The organism is Leptolyngbya sp. BC1307 (assembly GCF_002286735.1).
In the GTDB taxonomy this organism is placed as follows: Bacteria; Cyanobacteriota; Cyanobacteriia; order Phormidesmidales; family Phormidesmidaceae; genus Phormidesmis.
Genome location: NZ_NRTA01000036.1, coordinates 29,447 through 45,812 on the forward strand (window position 1 = coordinate 29,447; position 16,366 = coordinate 45,812).

13 protein-coding genes and 1 pseudogene are annotated in these 16,366 nt (G+C 52.3%); 6 read left to right on the forward strand and 8 right to left on the reverse strand.

What is annotated here, in order from left to right; all coding sequences use genetic code 11:
• Nucleotides 1-21 precede the first annotated feature (21 nt).
• Nucleotides 22-561: a DUF3500 domain-containing protein gene (locus tag CKL79_RS16760; RefSeq protein WP_121970724.1), complete on the forward strand. Its 540-nt coding sequence runs from the start codon at nucleotides 22-24 to the stop codon at nucleotides 559-561.
• Here CKL79_RS16760 and CKL79_RS16765 read toward each other — a convergent pair.
• Nucleotides 512-2,206: a SulP family inorganic anion transporter gene (locus CKL79_RS16765; RefSeq protein WP_121970725.1), complete on the reverse strand. Its 1,695-nt coding sequence runs from the start codon at nucleotides 2,204-2,206 to the stop codon at nucleotides 512-514. The genes CKL79_RS16760 and CKL79_RS16765 overlap by 50 nt on opposite strands.
• Nucleotides 2,207-2,415: 209 nt before the next feature.
• The gene (locus tag CKL79_RS16770; RefSeq protein ID WP_121970726.1) at nucleotides 2,416-3,456 is read right to left on the reverse strand and encodes a GntG family PLP-dependent aldolase; all 1,041 of its coding nucleotides are present in this window, start codon (nucleotides 3,454-3,456) and stop codon (nucleotides 2,416-2,418) included.
• A 99-nt stretch (nucleotides 3,457-3,555) separates the two neighbouring features.
• Between CKL79_RS16770 and CKL79_RS16775 the strand changes: the two genes are divergently transcribed.
• The 4 genes and pseudogenes from CKL79_RS16775 to CKL79_RS23955 all read left to right on the forward strand — a co-directional run.
• On the forward strand, nucleotides 3,556-4,200 hold the full coding sequence (locus CKL79_RS16775) for a hypothetical protein (RefSeq protein WP_121970727.1): 645 nt from the start codon (nucleotides 3,556-3,558) through the stop codon (nucleotides 4,198-4,200).
• A gap of 212 nt (nucleotides 4,201-4,412) precedes the next feature.
• Nucleotides 4,413-5,891, forward strand: a complete 1,479-nt coding sequence (locus CKL79_RS16780) for an adenylate/guanylate cyclase domain-containing protein (protein WP_121970728.1) — start codon at nucleotides 4,413-4,415, stop codon at nucleotides 5,889-5,891.
• Nucleotides 5,892-6,008: 117 nt separating this feature from the next.
• Complete coding sequence (gene argC / locus CKL79_RS16785; RefSeq protein ID WP_121970729.1) at nucleotides 6,009-6,989, forward strand: N-acetyl-gamma-glutamyl-phosphate reductase; 981 nt, start codon at nucleotides 6,009-6,011, stop codon at nucleotides 6,987-6,989.
• 9 nt (nucleotides 6,990-6,998) lie between these two features.
• Nucleotides 6,999-7,109, forward strand: a pseudogene (locus CKL79_RS23955) (tautomerase family protein); the annotation flags it as partial.
• 135 nt (nucleotides 7,110-7,244) lie between these two features.
• Here the strand turns inward: CKL79_RS23955 and CKL79_RS16795 are convergent.
• The 6 genes from CKL79_RS16795 to CKL79_RS16820 all read right to left on the reverse strand — a co-directional run bounded on the left by CKL79_RS16795 (nucleotide 7,245) and on the right by CKL79_RS16820 (nucleotide 14,965).
• Nucleotides 7,245-8,141, reverse strand: a complete 897-nt coding sequence (locus CKL79_RS16795; RefSeq protein ID WP_121970730.1) for a ferritin-like domain-containing protein — start codon at nucleotides 8,139-8,141, stop codon at nucleotides 7,245-7,247.
• A 16-nt stretch (nucleotides 8,142-8,157) separates the two neighbouring features.
• Nucleotides 8,158-8,880 carry a ferritin-like domain-containing protein gene (locus CKL79_RS16800; protein WP_121970731.1) on the reverse strand — a complete coding sequence of 241 codons (723 nt, stop codon included), beginning with the start codon at nucleotides 8,878-8,880 and terminating at the stop codon, nucleotides 8,158-8,160.
• Nucleotides 8,881-9,388: 508 nt separating this feature from the next.
• Nucleotides 9,389-10,042 carry a L,D-transpeptidase gene (locus tag CKL79_RS16805; RefSeq protein WP_121970742.1) on the reverse strand — a complete coding sequence of 218 codons (654 nt, stop codon included), beginning with the start codon at nucleotides 10,040-10,042 and terminating at the stop codon, nucleotides 9,389-9,391.
• A gap of 254 nt (nucleotides 10,043-10,296) precedes the next feature.
• Nucleotides 10,297-11,040 (reverse strand): response regulator, encoded by a 744-nt coding sequence (locus tag CKL79_RS16810; RefSeq protein ID WP_121970732.1) that lies wholly within the window; start codon nucleotides 11,038-11,040, stop codon nucleotides 10,297-10,299.
• Nucleotides 11,041-11,144: 104 nt separating this feature from the next.
• The gene (locus CKL79_RS16815; protein ID WP_121970743.1) at nucleotides 11,145-13,109 is read right to left on the reverse strand and encodes an ATP-binding protein; all 1,965 of its coding nucleotides are present in this window, start codon (nucleotides 13,107-13,109) and stop codon (nucleotides 11,145-11,147) included.
• Nucleotides 13,110-13,273: 164 nt separating this feature from the next.
• Complete coding sequence (locus CKL79_RS16820) at nucleotides 13,274-14,965, reverse strand: DEAD/DEAH box helicase family protein (RefSeq protein ID WP_121970733.1); 1,692 nt, start codon at nucleotides 14,963-14,965, stop codon at nucleotides 13,274-13,276.
• A gap of 225 nt (nucleotides 14,966-15,190) precedes the next feature.
• On the opposite strand from CKL79_RS16820, the gene CKL79_RS16825 reads away from it, so the two are divergent.
• On the forward strand, nucleotides 15,191-15,643 hold the full coding sequence (locus tag CKL79_RS16825; RefSeq protein WP_121970734.1) for a kelch repeat-containing protein: 453 nt from the start codon (nucleotides 15,191-15,193) through the stop codon (nucleotides 15,641-15,643).
• The last annotated feature ends 723 nt before the right edge of the window (nucleotides 15,644-16,366 follow it).

Below are 16,366 nucleotides of genomic sequence, written 5' to 3' on the forward strand. Positions count from 1 at the left end.
AGCTCATACAACGCTCCAAAAATGCAACATTCTCTTTCCCCAAAGTCACTTGCTGTTCTTGGACTGACGATTGCTTTTTGTGCCCCTGGATATGCTCATCCGTCTAGTCCTGCCAATGAAGATGTTCAATCTTCTCAGCAGACTGCTGAAACGCATACTCATCCAGCGGTTCAACACGCTTTTGCCCCTGCCGGCGAACCCCCGCTCACTCAGTCGCTTCAAGATGTCCGCTATCAGGAACTCACTGAAGCCACTCAAAACTTTTTATCTTTGCTAGACGAAACTCAGCGTGCAGCCGTTGTCGTGCCCTTTGAAGATCCCTTTCGCACCAGAGCCTTTTGCTACGTTCTCGCCCGCTGCAATAACGACTATGTTGGATTGCGGCTGTCAGCGCTCAACCCTGCTCAGAAAATAGCGCTGAACAATCTGTTGATGAAAAGCTTTAGCGGCGCGGGCTATTCGAGAGCAATTCAAACGATGAACCGCGAATGGCTGGTTGAAGGAGCACGCCTTATCTCTTTGGCAGATGATCGGCAGGAACAGTCGGGCTGTGATAGATAGACGGTTTTAAGCTCTGATTGGCTCTTTTGATTGCTTCCAGACGGCTGGTTAAGATATTCTCCGGCGGTAGCATGTCTAGTACCTCCAGGGCTGTCAGCCGTTCTTTCACCAGCCCTTTTGCGCCCACAATAAAAACGGTTCGCTGCTGGTTGCACGCATCTCGCACCATATTTTCTACTGCCAGCGAAGCGGTTACGCCTAACTTGGGTACATCTGCCAGATCTAAAATCAATACTTCAAACTCACTGACTATGCTCATCCGCTGAGAGATAGTTTTGGCCGCACCGAAGCTCATTGGCCCGCTTAGACGAAACAACAACACTCGCCCAGCGACTGCTGCCAGGGAGACTTGTTCTTCTTCGGTCAGCGTGTCGTCTGTAGGACTGACAATGGCCTGCACATGGCGATTTTGTTCGTCTGTCAGCTTCTTGACTGCCAGCAAATTTGCGACAAACGTACCGGCTGCCACCGCCGTGATCAGGTCAACAAACACCGTCAGAAACAGCACCCCGTACATCACCGCCGCTGCCTCCCAAGACACGCGATGCGCCCGCTTTAGAAAGCTCCAGTCAATAATGTCGAGCCCGACTTTGATCAAAATACCGGCTAGTACCGCTACCGGAATTTGTGCCGTTAGCGGGCCAGCGCCTAGCAGTACGGCAGTCAGCAGCAGGGCGTGGATCATCCCTGAAAGCGGTGTCTGTCCGCCCGACTTGACATTGATTACCGTCCGCATGGTGGCCCCTGCCCCAGGCAAGCCGCCAAACAGCCCTGAGACCATGTTGCCGATTCCCTGACCGATTAGCTCCCGGTCGGAGTCATGCTGAGTGCGGGTAATATTATCGGCGACTAAAGAGGTGAGCAGCGAATCGATCGCGCCCAACGTTGCCAGTACAATGCCATAGCCCAGCATGTCTTTGATCGCGCCCCACTCTGCCCGAGGCCACTGAAAGGCGGGGAGCCCAGTGGAAATTTCGCCGATGCGCGGCACCGTGCTACTCGTCATAGCGAGAGAAACGAGAGTGCCGACCACCAGCGCTACCAGGGGAGCCGGTAAAATTCGACTGAGTCGCGACGGCATGCCAAAAACGATGATCAGCGTCAGCAGACCCAGGCCCAAGGCGTAAATATTGGGCTGCCAGAGCACGTCAGGCAGTTTCTGAATAGAGTCGATGACGCTGGCTGAGCCTGCCTGGCCGAACAGCGGCGCTAGCTGTAATATGAAAATAATTACCCCGACCCCTGACATAAAGCCAGAAATCACGGTGTAGGGCATGAGGGTAATATATTCTCCTAATCGCAGCAGCCCGAACCCGATTTGGAACGCTCCCCCCAGAATGACGACTGTAAAAGCAAGCGCTAGCCCGCTCTCTGGATACTTGGCAATCAGCGCTGTAAAAACGGTGGCCATGACCACGGTCATTGGGCCGGTGGGGCCAGAAATTTGGGCAGGGGTGCCGCCGAAGAGGGCCGCGAAAAAACCAGTTGCAATGGCCCCATACAGACCAGCTGTCGCCCCCGCCCCCGATGCGACGCCAAACGCTAACGCCAAAGGGAGCGCGACAATGGCCGCTGTCAGCCCACCAAAAAAGTCACCGCGTAAATTGTGCAGGTGTAATTTGTTAATCTTAAATGTGTGAGCCATAGCATTAAACCTGAATGATCGAGCAATCGATTACCCGCTAGACAAACCACTTTTAAGTTCCTTATCGTTATGCCGAATTAACCAACGAGCTGCCTGCAGCGCGATCGCTCCAGCAATCCACCCGATAGTAAATGGAAACGCTAGCGCTAAAGGCAATGTTCATCACAAACTGGCGATCGCGCCTCAGGCCAGAAAATCTCTCCTTCTTCCTATCTAAAAGCTGGCACCGTTCCGCCTACCGTCTGAGCGATCGCCTCAACCGCTTGATCAACCTGCCCCCGCGTCACCATCAAGTTAGTCACCGCCCGAATCCGCTGGGGGCCAGTCGCCAAGACAGCCACGCCCTGCTGAGCCAGCTCTTTGACTACCTCTGCTGCTGGCTGGCCGGGCACCTCGAAGTTAACAATGTTGGTTTCCACAGTCGCCGGGTCAATGACCACACCCTTCATGCCTTGCAGCCCACGGGCCAGCCGCTGAGCGTTTTCGTGGTCTTCTGCCAGGCGATCGCGCTGATACTGCAAAGCATAGAGCGCCCCTGCCGCAATCATTCCAGCCTGACGCATGCCGCCGCCAAACATCTTGCGAAACCGCCGCGCTTTCACCATCTGCTCTGCCGACCCCACCAGCGCCGATCCCACTGGCGCACCTAGCCCCTTAGAGAAGCAAACGCTCAGCGTATCAAAGGGCTCAGCGTATACCGATTCGCTGATGCCCGTCGCGATACAGGCATTCCAAAACCGCGCCCCGTCCATATGCAGCTGCAGATCGTGCTGCTGACAGACCTGGGCAATTTCACGGATAGTCTCCAGTGGAAAGATCCGTCCGCCGCTGCGGTTGTGGGTATTTTCTACACAGACTAACCGGGCTCGGGGGAAGTGCGGATCTACAGGGCGCAGGTGTCGCTCAACCTCCGCTGCCGTAAACGCGCCGCCGTCTCCTGGCAATAGCCGACAGCTCACCCCCGACAGCGCAGCGGGGCCGCCCCCTTCGTAGTAGTAAATATGGGCTTCTGACTCTAACAAGATCTCGTCGCCGGGCTGAGTGTGCGATCGCAGCGCCACCTGATTAGTCATCGTTCCCGAAGGCATATATACTGCCGCTTCCTTCCCCAGTAGCTCAGCAACGTAGGCTTCTAGTGCATTCACAGTCGGATCATCGCCGAGCACGTCATCGCCGACGGGGGCTTGCACCATTGCCTGACGCATCCCGTCAGTTGGCTGCGTCACTGTGTCACTGCGGAGGTCAATCATCTTTTCACCTGGCTATTGATGCATAGAGCGCTGTCTTCACAGAAAATTCTAACGGCTTTTTAATAGCAGTGATGTCTCCGATAGCATATCTCTAACTGTATGATGCGTAAGTGTTTAGAGGCGATTGAGAGATCGCATACTGCTAAACAGATATTCGATCTCTGGGCAAATATGGCCTCGCATACTCAGCGACTGGTAGCAGGCATAGGCCGTGGGCACAGTATGTCTATCGTTCTTTCTGACCGACTCTATACAGACCTCATCTTTGACATGCACCCATCAGCCAACCAAAACCCCTATACTCAGCGGATGCTAAAGAGAATGCCAGCGGAAATAAGCGCTACGTTCTCGCCTACTCAGATTCAGGCTATAGAAAGCGCTATCAGCCCCCACCAGCACGCGATTGATCTGCGTCTGACGCTGCCGTTACCGGGCCAGGGAATATACCTTGTATTTTTGGCTGGTCGTAACCGACGGGCCTACTACCGCGATCTGCAAAACCGCCATTCGCTAATCATGCCAATAGTCATGGCTGGCATTATTGCAGGGGCCGCTGCTATCTTCGCACTTATACACTTGAAAAATAGTCAAACTCTGACAGAATCAAACCCGGTCTTTGAAGAAAATCAAGAGTTTTACCCTACGGTTGTACCGTTCAAAAAAGACCGAAAATCGTGCGAAGAAAGCGAACGCCAATGGATAGACGGTCAGTGCCTCGACACCATACACGATCCTAACTTCTAGCCGCTTAGACCACACCAAATTTTGTGGCAGTGGGTGTGCCATACGTGTTAACACGCAGAGAGATACCCCCATTGGGCAGGCAGATCAGTATGTACCGCAGCTTCTAGAAGAGTTTATGAAACTCCTTCGAGATTGGCCTGTTGGTAGCTAGAGAGTGAACAAACTCTACATATATTCGGGAAAAGTAGAGTTATTACATAGCGCCCACCCCTATGACCTCCCCCGTCGTCTACCCTCAAATTCAGCGGACTCTGGCCGCCATCGTGGTAACCGATGCTGTTGGCTTTAGTAAGCGTATGTCGCAGGATGAAGACCGGGCGCTAGCGGTGATCAACCGCGACTTACAGCTCATTTCAGAGCTGTGCGAATTTTTTGAGGGGCAGGTGCTTAAGACCATTGGCGACGGCGTGCTGATGTACTTTGTCAGTGCCGTGCAGGCCGCAGCCTGCGCCATCGAGATGCAAAAAACCTTTGCTGGCTTTGCCAAAACCGGTCAGGCGAGCGATCACTTTACCCATCGTGTGGGTGTTCATCTGGGCGATATTTTTTTCAACCAGCAAGACATGATGGGCACGGGGGTCAATATCGCTGCCCGGCTGGAGTCGGAAGCTAAGCCCGGTGCTATCTGCATGTCTCAGGTGGTCTATGAGGTTGTCAAATCGCGCTTAGAGCTAGACGTTAGCTACATTGGTGAACTGTCGCTCAAAAATATTGAAGAGGCTGTAGCTGCCTATCATGTATGGCCGGTGGGTATGCGCCCCGAAAATAGCAAAGAAGAGACGACAGAAGCGATCGCCCCACTGACACTGACTCCCCTCTATACAGCGCTTAGAGCACTTTCAGAGCATCCGAACAGCCGCCGTATCAAAAAGCTGCTCTACGGGGCGCACTATTCTGCTTGGGAAAACGATGCTGTGGTGTTAGAGGGAATACCGCTCAAAGTGCTGCTGGAGTCTCTGACTGACCGCAGTACCAGCCTGAATGAATGCCGCCACCACCTCTATCAGATTGTCGGCACGCTCAACCGCCAAGAGGCTTACACGCAAGTAGCTGAGGTCGTTCTCAAGCATCTGCGTACCTTTTATGCCAATCCGACCCAGGTAGTAGATGTAGAAAAAGCGCTTTCTAAAACCTCAGAGGCTCTGGCAGGGGAGCCATCTGGCCCGATTGAAACCTTTCAAGAAGACTCTGGCGCTCTGAGTCAGCCGATTGCGACCCTTTGTCAAGATATCGCCGACCGACTAGAGCTAACATCCGAAAAGATTCGCCTGAAGAAGATGCTCTACTGTCTGTGCTACGACAGCTGGGAAAACGACAGCGATCGCATTGCTCAAATTCACACCAGTAGCCTGATCAAAGAGCTGCGTCGGCAGGTGGCCACCCTGCAAGACTTACAGAGCCGCCTGCGCATCATTTTGCTCCGGCTCAACCGCAAGGCAAAATACGCGCCAGTAGCCGATACGCTTTTCCAAGAGTGCCAGACGCTCTATGCCGAAAGCGACGGCCCCCTTTCGCTGCCCAGCGCCATTGACCTAGAAGACGCCGCCGCTGACAATACTCAAATCAATCTGCGTAAAAAGCCGACTCAGCGCTGGGTCTCTCAATCGGCTATCCCGCCCGTTATTCCGCCATCTGTCTTAATCCGTTCCACCGCACTGAATCAAAAGCGGATAGACAGACTCGCTGAATAGCTGGCCCAATAGCTGGCCCAATAGCTGGCCAGAACAGCTTTATAGCGCCAAATCCGATAAGATAGCTTACTGGATTGGCGATAGCGGAGGTTGGCTGCAGTGCAGCTAAATTAACGGATGGGCGTTTCGACCGTTTTTATTGATGGTGAAGCCGGAACAACTGGGCTGCAGATTTATCAGCGCCTAGCTGAGCGTGACGATATTAAAGTTATCAGTATCGACCCAGATAAGCGTAAAGACACCACTGAGCGCACCAAACTGCTCAACGCTGCTGATGTCTCTATTCTCTGCTTGCCCGACGACGCTGCCCTAGAGGCCGTTAGCTGGGTGACCAACCCCAAAACCAAAATATTGGATGCCAGCACCGCCCATCGTACTAATAAAAACTGGGCCTATGGATTTCCGGAACTAACCTCAGGTCAGCGATCGCAGATCGCGAAATCTACTCGGGTCAGCAATCCGGGCTGCTACCCGACAGGCTTTTTAGCCGTTGTTTCACCGCTGGTCAGCACCGGTACCTTACCTGCCGATTTGCCAATGACCGTCAACGCAATTTCTGGCTACTCAGGTGGCGGTAAAAAGCTAATCGCCCAGTACGAAGCCTCTCACCAAGAAAATCAGCAGCAGGGACGCGAATCGGTTGCGCCCTACAGCCCTTACGGGCTCCAGTTTGGTCATAAGCACGTCAAAGAGATGCAAACATATGCAGGGCTAAGCCACGCGCCGCTGTTTGTGCCCGCAGTCGGTGATTTTGCCCAGGGGATGGTGGTGCAGGTGCCGCTGCCGCTGTGGACGCTAGATCAACCCCCCACAGGTCAGCAGCTACACGATGTATTAAGCGAGCACTACGCAGACGAGCCCTTTGTCCGAGTGATGCCTTACCCAGCAGTCAATGAGCTGCGCGATCGCACCTTTTTAGAAGCGAAAAGCGCAAATCATACCAACGAGGTGCAGCTATTTGTCTTTGCTAACGACGTTACCCAAGAAGCGCTGCTAGTCGCCCGGCTAGACAATTTGGGCAAAGGAGCCTCAGGAGCCGCTGTGCAAAATCTCAACATCATGCTGTCCCTCCCTGAGAGCGCAGGGCTAACCCAGTAGCGACAGCAGTTGGGCATTGCTGTAGAAGATATTGAGATTGCTATGTTTGAGCTGCCCAGGCACAACTGGGGCATTCGAGGTGTCCCAGGTGACGAGCTGGTGCTGGACTATACCGTGTAAGTACAACAAAATAGCCGCGGCTCATAAGGAGCCGCGGCTATCCAATAATTAGACAAACATAGATAAACAACTGTCAGCGTTTGGCTAAGTCGAGAGGTCTAGCCTGTCTATGACTACGATCTCTCACCACAGTTTTTACCACAGCGCCCGAGGGGGAGCTTCAGGCTGTGTGGGAGGCGTTGCTGGCTGTCTGGGCTGAGGCGTTGCTGGCTGTCTGGGCTGAGGCGTTGCTGGCTGCTCAACATTCGTCAGAATAGGGCCAACTAGCGCTAGCACTTCATCTTGGGTGGCATAGCCGTCAAACGCATCAGAGCTAAAGGGAATGGGCGTACCAGTCCGGTTTTCGTTATAGATAACTTCGCTGCTGCTGGCGTTTTCCGATATCCAGGGTCTGACATCAGCGCCGAGTAGCGACTGCCGCAGATACCTCACACCCGCTGCGTGGCGAGCTTCGACGCTGTGGATGGCCAAGGCTGCCGCTAATACAGTTTTACCAGCGTCACCCGCTGCCAACAGGTTTTGCACCTGTCCTTTGTAAGCAGCGACACCTAAATCTTCAACATACTGCCCGGCTAGCAAAAAATCTGCGGGGTTGGCAAATGGGTCGCGCCCTAAAATTGCCGAATAGTTTGGGTTAGACGGAATCGTAACGATGTTAGGGTCGCCGCCCAAACTAGGGAGAACAGCCGAGAGATCGGCGACATGGGTGGCCTCATCTTGGCCGTAGGAGACGATAATTTCTTTGGCAAACTGCGGGACGCTAGCTAGACCGCCGCTCTGAGCTGCAATCGCCGCCCGACGATAAAAGTCAGCTTCCAGTTTTTCTAAAGTCAAGGCGTATTCAGTCACCTGCCGGGGCGTCAAAACCGCTTGAGCTTGGGCTGGAGAAGCGGGGCTCAGAAACAGCAGCAGCAGTGCCAACGGCAAAACTATAGCCGCACTAAAGCGAGTAAAAGAGAGTTTGAGCGAATAAGATAAAAACGATAAAACTTGGGTCGCCTGCTGCGCGATTAGGGTTAAGTAGGGTTTCATGGGGTTCTTCATGATTTTAAGCAACGAGCGCACCGTTAATGGGATTGTTAATCAGGTTAAGTGAGCCGACGATGGACACGACCTGGTTGGGGCTGTATAGCTCGTCGTAAGCCCTACCTTTAAATGGATTGAGGCTGGCAACTAGGTCTTCGTCGGGGACTAGACGATCGCTATCTGGCTGAGTTGTAGGTCTGCCTAGCAAGGCCCGTACGCCGCCTGCATGGCGCGCTTCAACTGAGACAATTGAGCCTGCAGCCAAAAGGTAAGTGGGGTTAGTTAGAAATAGGCCAGCGCCATTGTAGGCATGGACGCCGACATCTTCTAGAGCAACTGCTGTATTGAGAATAGTGTCGCGATCGCTCAAAATAGCCGCTAAACCGTCTGGATTAAAGCTAATATCTTCGGTCTCAAACAGCACCTGATCGCCTAAGACACCTCGTAAGAAGGTGACGTGCGCCGCTTCTTGAGCGCCTAAGACTCTGATGTACTCTAGCTCTGTGCTATCGGTAACCATGCCCGAATCGGCTGCTGCCGCATAGAAAGCTGCTTCAAGCTCCTCTAGCAGCAGGGCAAAATTGAGAATGCCAACGTCGTCAGCCTCAAAAGTAAGGGTGGCGATACCATTCGACTGCGCGCTTACCACTTTGGGCAAAGTCGAAATCATCAGGCCGCCAAAACCACATAGGCCCCACTTGAGCAGGCTACGGCGCGAGGCGGATAGTGTTTTTATCTGATTCACAGTGACATCTCCCGAACATGATCTATATGCATTTGCTAATTGTGTGATTTAGTTTGCAGAATTTTCGAAGTCTAAGCCATTCGAGGCTATGTCATGCTTCTACCAGAACTTCTCTGTCAAAAGGGATAAGTTCCGCCGAACGGCTACGAGTAATAGGTGAAGCTCGCTGCTGTAATTCCCAGCACGGCAAGCATCGCCGTGTACCTGTAATTTAGTGAGTAAGAGAAGCTATGACCAGTCCAAAAACTGTTCAGTCTTTGTTCACTGTAGGTTGGTCACTTTGCTGAGGTCTATCACACCGGCTGAAAGCCTTGTGTTTCAACGGGCAAAGTGACTCGCGGTTCCCGTAGGTTAGTCTTCTCTATGAGTATGCATCCGGGAACCGCTATGTGCCGAAAATTACGGCTCTGAGCACGCAGCGAACGGCATGGAGTTTCGCACAAACCCCTATGGACTATGGATGATGGATAGCTTTTCAAGCCCATTTGGAATTTATCCCTTGCCAGCTCTAGGGTTCGACAATAACCGGTGTGCCTATCGCTACCACGTCGTACAGCGCCCGGACATCTTCGTTGTACATGCGAACACAGCCGTGAGAGGCTGCCTTGCCAACAGAATCACGGTTGGGCGTGCCGTGAAAGCCAATCACATTGTTACCGTCTGACCAAAAGCCAATCCAGCGCTCGCCTAGCGGATTGTCAGGGCCAGGGGGTGAGACTTCATCGGTAAAGGGGTTAGTCCACCCAGGATCGACTATCTGAGAAAACACAGAAAACTCGCCGGGAGGCGTTTCCCAGCCGGACCGCCCAATCGCGACCGGATAGCTGACTTCTACTGTTTCGCCCCGATAGACGTACACCCGCCGGTCGCTCAGGCTCAGCCGTAGCCGCACCGTTTGATCTGCTGTTTCTGGCGCGATCGCGGGTTCCTCAGACTCAGCAGTTGGCGCTGGCGCAACGGTAGAACGGGGTGGAATCGAGTTTAATAGGCCAGGCAAACTCGGGGCGGCTTGCGAGGTTGAGGGTGACGGCGTCAGCACCGCTGGGTCATTTTCCTCAGCGAAAGCACCGGCTATCCCTACGCTGCTCAGCAGCAGACTACCCAGGCCAGCAGCCAGTGAGCGATAGGCTAATCCCTTGTAAAACCCTAATTTTTGATCCATAAATTCCATAAATAGTGTCAAGCTGTATAAATAAATCTACCAACGAAAAAATTCGGTAAATCACCGGTCGAATCATAGCTCAAACCGGTCACGAAATAGGTTGTCTTACTTTCCGCCTTTCAAACTGTCACACTCAAGTTTTAAGCATTCAGTCGAGTCTCTGATACATCAAAGCAAAATCACCGAGTGAGAGAGACCACCCGGTGATTTTCCATTTGCTGTGACTCAGATTTCGTAGTTATCAGATTTCGTAGCTAGAAGAAGCTAGCAGTGAGTTCTTCCGCTTCATCAGTCAGAACGAGTTCATCAAGCTGTGATTCTTCTGAGCGCTGATGCAAGTTAGCCTCTGGTAGATACTCAAAGTTGGGAATTCTTGCCAGCATCTTGATCTTAGCGACACAGGTTTTTTGGATAAGGGCAATGCCTTGCTCGCGTTCTTTGCTAGCTGGCAGCGTTTTTAAGAGACTGCTCACCTGATTCAGCTGATTCAACGCGCTTTTCATATGCAGGCGAATGTCAGAGACCAGTGCCGCTTGATCCTGGTCGAGGGCATCTCGAAACTGCTGATTTTCTTGCTGAAGGGCTTCGAGCTCCTGGTTGCTGTCGGCTTTGTACTGTTCAGCGATCGCCGCTTGTTTTTGTAGCCGAGTTTCGATAGCGCCGATCACCTCCATGCAGGTAAACGGTTTCGTTAGATAGTCATCAGCACCTAACGCCATACCCTGACGAATATCGCCTTTGTCAGCCAAGGCCGTTAAAAAGATAAAGGGAATAGACGCTGTCTCTGGTTCTTGTCGCAGCGCGCTCAGCACATCGTGCCCGTCTAGCTCAGGCATCATCACATCGCACAAAATCAGGTCGGGCTTGTGTTCCATAGCGCCGATTAAGCCAGTGATGCCATTGTCTGCGCCAACGATGTCGTATCCTTCTAGCGCCAGCAGCTCCAGAAGATTTGCCCGAATTTCGATTTCGTCTTCAATGACTAAAACTTTAACCATGATGTCTCCTGACTAGAAAAGAGATTGTTTGAAAAGGATCAATGTGTCTTTGTTGAAATACAGCGGTGCTACAGCGGTGCTATAGCGCTCAAGCCAACCAGTCTCTAATAGACAGCTTGAGCTGGTATAGCTGGCAGCCGGTCAGAGGACAACCCTAGCGGGAGACTGACGATAAAAGTTGTTCCCTGGCCAATCTGGCTTTGACAGTCAATGGAGCCCTGATGCACCTCAACCGACTTTTTCACAATCGCCAGTCCTAGCCCAGTGCCTGAAATAGTGCCGACGTTGCCGCCGCGAACAAACGACTCAAACAAAGTAGCCCGGGCCTCTTCAGGTATACCAATGCCAGAGTCGGTGACCTGTAGCTCTACCCTATCTTTGGACTGTGCTAGTGATAGCAAAATTTCGCCGCCGCTGGGAGAATAGTTGATGGCATTTGAGAGTAGATTAGTGAGAATGTGCCGCATGAGCTTGCGGTCGATCGGTAAGGGGTTAGCGGGTATTTGCGATCGCATGACCAGGTTGTGAGCGCCGGTTGTAATCTGTAGTTCCTCCATGATTTCTCGGCAGAACTCTTCTAGCAGCGTATCCTGCGGCTTGAATTCTACTTTACCCGCTTCAGCTTTGTTAATTAGCAGCACATCGTTGAGCAGATCTGTCATGTGCCTGGCAGCGGTTTGAATTTTGTGCAAATACTGAACTTGCTTAGGAGCATCCCAACGCTCTCTGTAGTGCTCTAGCAGTTCTGCTGATGACATAATGGTGGTCAGCGGCGTCCGAAACTCGTGGGAAGTCATTGAGACAAATCGAGTCTTCATTTCGTTGAGTTCGCGCTCGCGTTCGAGGGCTGTCCGGATTTCGGCTTCTCCGCGCTTGCGCTCAGTGATGTCACGGGTGATCATAACGATTTCGTCGGGAGCGCTAATGGCAATTCGCGCTTCGAAATCGAGAGACGCTTCTGCTGTAGGTAGCTGAAACTCGATAATCTGCATGTCGTCAGTTTCTAGCGCCTGCTGTATGGCGGTCACGACTGCCACCGCTGCTGCAGGCGGAAACACTTCTGATAGATGACATTGCAAACAATTATCAGGATCAAACGGTAGGGTGTGATGTTTGGGCGTTTTGAAGTTTACAAAATTACCGCCCCGGTCGATGCGAAACATCGGATCTGGAATGGCGTTGAGTAAAGCGCGGTTGGTCGCGTAGCTGGCCAGCAGGGCCTTTTCTTCTCTTTTGAGACGGCTACTCGCCTCGTGAAACTGTAGCGTTCGCTTCTTAACTTCTGACTCTAGATGATCATGCAGGGCCTTAAGTTCGTTCTCTGCTCGTTTTCGGTCAGTGATTTCGACCAAATAGCTGCGGATCAGATCGCTCTGTCGAATATAGCTGAGCGACTGCTCAAAGATGCGGCCATCAATTGCGATTTCTCTGACGGACTGCTCTTTCTGATTGGCTTTAACAGCCTCAATGACCCCTGTCAAAACTGGGTGGTTGATCTTTTCAGTCTGAATCTTGGGAAATTGTCTGACGGCTGCAGGATTTATGTAGGTAACATCGCCAGACAGTGTGATTTCAATAATGGGATGCGCAAACAGCTCAGGAAAGGAGGCAAACCGCGCTAAAACTGAGTCATCCAGCGAATTTTCCTCTTCGGCAGATGACTCAGCCGGTGTACAAATCATCGTTGACATGAAGTCAATTGCCTCACTGTCTCCAGATATGAGCCACTCAAGATCTGTCCCTTCTTCGACTTGAAAGTAGCGCGCCTCAACCTGAGCGCCAAAAACTACTTCATCTCCGTGGCGTAAGGTGTGAGAAGTTCGCTGCTTGCCGTTGATAAACAGTCCATTGGTACTGGGTTTGCCTTGCAAGTTGCCGTCAATGAGACGGAATTCGTGCTCATCTTTGCCTGGAGGCGTGACGCGCATCAAAATGGCATGTTGGCGAGAGACCTCGCGAGAATGCAGAACAATAGAGTTTCTCGGATCGCGGCCAATTGAGCTAGAAGCTGCATGTAGCTCTACGGTGCGCTCGCCGTCATCATCCCGAACAAGTAGCAGATGCTGCATAGTAAAAGTTAAGAAAGGTGACTCAGTAAAGCTATAGAAATATCTTTGCCAAGAACCGATTTTCATCGCTATTTTCTACCACCGGGCAACCGCCCGCTATGCGAGGAAATGCGTAAGTTAATATTTCCTACCTCTCTAGAAGTGCGTGGATATGACTATTCTATTTAGGCATTCTTTAGCGCGGCTACTTTAGCCCAGGTGCCGGGGCCGACTTCTTTTTCAAATTCTTGAATAATCCAGTCGCTTGATTTGCCAAGTCGACGGGCGCTCTTGTTTAAGTAGTCGGCGATCGCTAGCTGCTCTTCTCCCGTGGGCCGAGCGCCAAATAGTGAGCCAAAACACCAGCGCTGATCGGGCGGGCGATCGCACTGTTCGTAAAAGGCTCTATCGGCCCAGGTCGGCGCATAGCCTCGCTTAAAGGCCCGCCGCCGATGGCTATGGTACAGCTCAATGAGCGTCGGCACATCGCGAATCTGCCTGGCCTGAGCATTGGAGTAAATCTCCACCATGTCTTCTGTATTGACGGGCCTTTCGCTTACCCATTGATGGGCACAGTCAGGGCATTTGACAATGAAAGCCAGTACGATCCGACCGCAGGCGGGACAGGGCTTGGTCGGGGCGACACCGCCACCGCCAGCAGATTTGTTTTGAGTCGGCAGGGTGTAGTCTTCTACATCTTCAGGAAAGCCCAGCCGCTGCAAGTTACCCGCCTGATCGAGAATGATGCCGCATGCTTTACCCGTCTGCGGAGAGATCCGCATGACTCGCCCCAACTGCTGAAAATGCATAGCGCTGGACTGGGTAGGCCGCAACATCAGCCCGACTTCGACGCTGGGTTCATCAAAGCCAATGCTAATGACATTGCAGGAGGTGAGTACTGTCAGCTCTCCGGTCTTGAGGGCGTGGTATAGCTTTTTACGATCTTTAATTGAGGTATTGCCATCTACCGTGCCGGCAGTGACGCCCGCTTGACGGAAAGCTTCGGCGACGTGATTGGCGTGCTCTATATCGACGCAAAAGGCGATGGTGCGCTTGCCTTTGCCGATGCGCTGCCACTCTTCGACAATTTTTTCGATCAGTTCGGTGCGATCGCAAGCATTCTTTAAATCTCTCTCATCGTAGTCACCCTTAGCCGTGCGGACTTCTTCTAAGTTGGCCATGCTGTCTCTGGGCATGCTGTAATATTTCATCCGAGAGAGATAGCCCATCTCTTGCAAATCGCTGGGCACTGGCGAAGAGACCAGCGTGTCTAGATAGTCACCGAGCTGTTCTTTCCCTAATCGCAGCGGCGTTGCTGTCATCACTAGATGCACTGCGTCTGGGTGAGTTTTGAGCATGACCTTTTTGCCCACCTGACTAAAAAGCGTGATGTGCCCCTCATCGTAAAACACCACGTCGGCGGGCCACTTGTGCCACCAGCGGCGCTTGGCCATCGTCTGAATGCTGGCAATTTGAATGGGCGCAGCGCGGTTTTCTTCCCAACCTGCTTTGATAAAGCCGCACTGCAAGCCGAATGCCTTCATCTTTTCGTAGGTTTGGCCGACCAGCACATCTAAATGCACCAAAAACATCAGTCGCTTACCGGCATCTTCAGCATGTGCGCAGATCTGACCACTGATGATGGTTTTGCCAGCCCCGGTGCCTGCAATAATCGCTACCCGTTTGTGCCCTTCATTGAGCGCGCGGTAAAGGTCATTGACGAGCTGTACCTGGTAGGGCCTGAGCCTGGGGGGCTGTGGCCGAGGGGAGGGAACCGACTGGGCTGCTTCACTGGAAGGATCGGTATTTGAGGAATCGGTGGCTACTGCGTCGGTGGCAGCGCTGTGGGCGGAGTTGGGCAGGGGACGGTCAGACATAGGGCGATCGCAGGTGCCGTGGCCTTAGAGTATAAGTGTATTACAGCGAGAGCCGCTCAGGGGGCGGGCCGTTGACGCAAATACGGTACCAGGCTAGAAGCGTGCTGACTTCCTTAACGGCGTAGAGAGTTTTTTGCCTACTCTTCACATTCTAGTCAGTGTGAAGTTTTAGATGAAGTTTTAGATATAGACGCGCTCGACCAGGGTTGGCAATTTACAGCGCCGATGCTAAATGGTCGGGTATTACCCGATGCGGTACTGTTGCCGGATGGGACGGTGTTTGTCTGTGGCGGCAGCAGTACCGCATCGGCTGATGTGGCCAGAACGCCTGTGTTTCAGGCAGAGATTTACGATCCTCAGACGAATCAATGGACGGCGATGGGCGCTATGCATGTGCCCCGGCTGTATCAGGCGGCGGCGATTTTGCTGCCGAGTGGGGAGATTATGACCTCGGGCACTGACAAGTTTTATAATATTGCGCCGTTTGACCATGCTGAGAATCGGGTAGAGGTGTTTAAGCCGCCGTATTTGTTTAAGGGAAAGCGACCAGCGATCGCTTCTGTTACCAACCAGGTTCGCCATGGCGATCTCTTCAGCGTTTTTACACCCGATGTCGATTCTATTGCTTCTGCCTGCTTTATTGCCTTGGGCGCATCGACCCATTCGTTTAACATGTAGCAGCGACTGGTCGGGCTGAAGCAGCTAAATACGCAAGTGCCTAATGAGATCACGTTAGAGGCTCCGCCTAATAGCAACATCGCGCCGCCGGGTTACTATATGCTGTTTTTATTGAACAACAGCGGCGTTCCCTCGGAAGCTAAGTTTGTGAAGCTACAGGCTTAGGGATGGAAATTTGACAACATACTGATCTCACTTGCCGGAATGACACAACGGCCTGATCAACTGGCAAAAGTCTGTTTACTTAGGATAGGCAAGAATCTGAGCGGTAAATTTTAGAGAAAAATAGTCGCTGAGGTACTTGAGGGAAGATATCAAGGGGACAGACTCAAAGCTGTTCAGAAAGCGCCCTTGAGAGAATGGATGGCCCCTGCTGAATGAAGCGGCGATGTGGGTGAATCAGAACCATCCCGATACGAGTGATCGTGATCGCCTGTGCTTATTTCGTGATCCCTCGTACCTGCTTTTCGATGGGATGTACTTACCAGCCCTCTAAAGGTCATTCCAAGGCTGCTTAATAATTTCTGTAACCCTTTCTATAGGGAGCTTTGGCTTATCAGTCCCGAAAACGCCAATCGTTAAGTTGGTTAAAGCAAGCGTGCCACCGCCCTGCTAGCGGTTGAATGATGGAGAGGTAGCCGCACAAAAGCAGGTCAATTCAACGATGATTTTGGCAGAAGTATTTGAACGTTTCGTCAGCGAAAGTCCGCTAACGGTGATGTT

Coding starts and splice junctions, on each gene's coding strand:
- CKL79_RS16760 (WP_121970724.1), top strand. CDS start 22: ATGCAACATTCTCTTTCCCCAAAGTCACTTGCTGTTCTTGGACTGACG.
- CKL79_RS16765 (WP_121970725.1), bottom strand. CDS start 2,206: ATGGCTCACACATTTAAGATTAACAAATTACACCTGCACAATTTACGC.
- CKL79_RS16770 (WP_121970726.1), bottom strand. CDS start 3,456: ATGATTGACCTCCGCAGTGACACAGTGACGCAGCCAACTGACGGGATG.
- CKL79_RS16775 (WP_121970727.1), top strand. CDS start 3,556: ATGATGCGTAAGTGTTTAGAGGCGATTGAGAGATCGCATACTGCTAAA.
- CKL79_RS16780 (WP_121970728.1), top strand. CDS start 4,413: ATGACCTCCCCCGTCGTCTACCCTCAAATTCAGCGGACTCTGGCCGCC.
- argC (WP_121970729.1), top strand. CDS start 6,009: ATGGGCGTTTCGACCGTTTTTATTGATGGTGAAGCCGGAACAACTGGG.
- CKL79_RS16795 (WP_121970730.1), bottom strand. CDS start 8,141: ATGAAACCCTACTTAACCCTAATCGCGCAGCAGGCGACCCAAGTTTTA.
- CKL79_RS16805 (WP_121970742.1), bottom strand. CDS start 10,042: ATGGATCAAAAATTAGGGTTTTACAAGGGATTAGCCTATCGCTCACTG.
- CKL79_RS16810 (WP_121970732.1), bottom strand. CDS start 11,040: ATGGTTAAAGTTTTAGTCATTGAAGACGAAATCGAAATTCGGGCAAAT.
- CKL79_RS16815 (WP_121970743.1), bottom strand. CDS start 13,109: ATGCAGCATCTGCTACTTGTTCGGGATGATGACGGCGAGCGCACCGTA.
- CKL79_RS16820 (WP_121970733.1), bottom strand. CDS start 14,965: ATGTCTGACCGTCCCCTGCCCAACTCCGCCCACAGCGCTGCCACCGAC.
- CKL79_RS16825 (WP_121970734.1), top strand. CDS start 15,191: ATGCTAAATGGTCGGGTATTACCCGATGCGGTACTGTTGCCGGATGGG.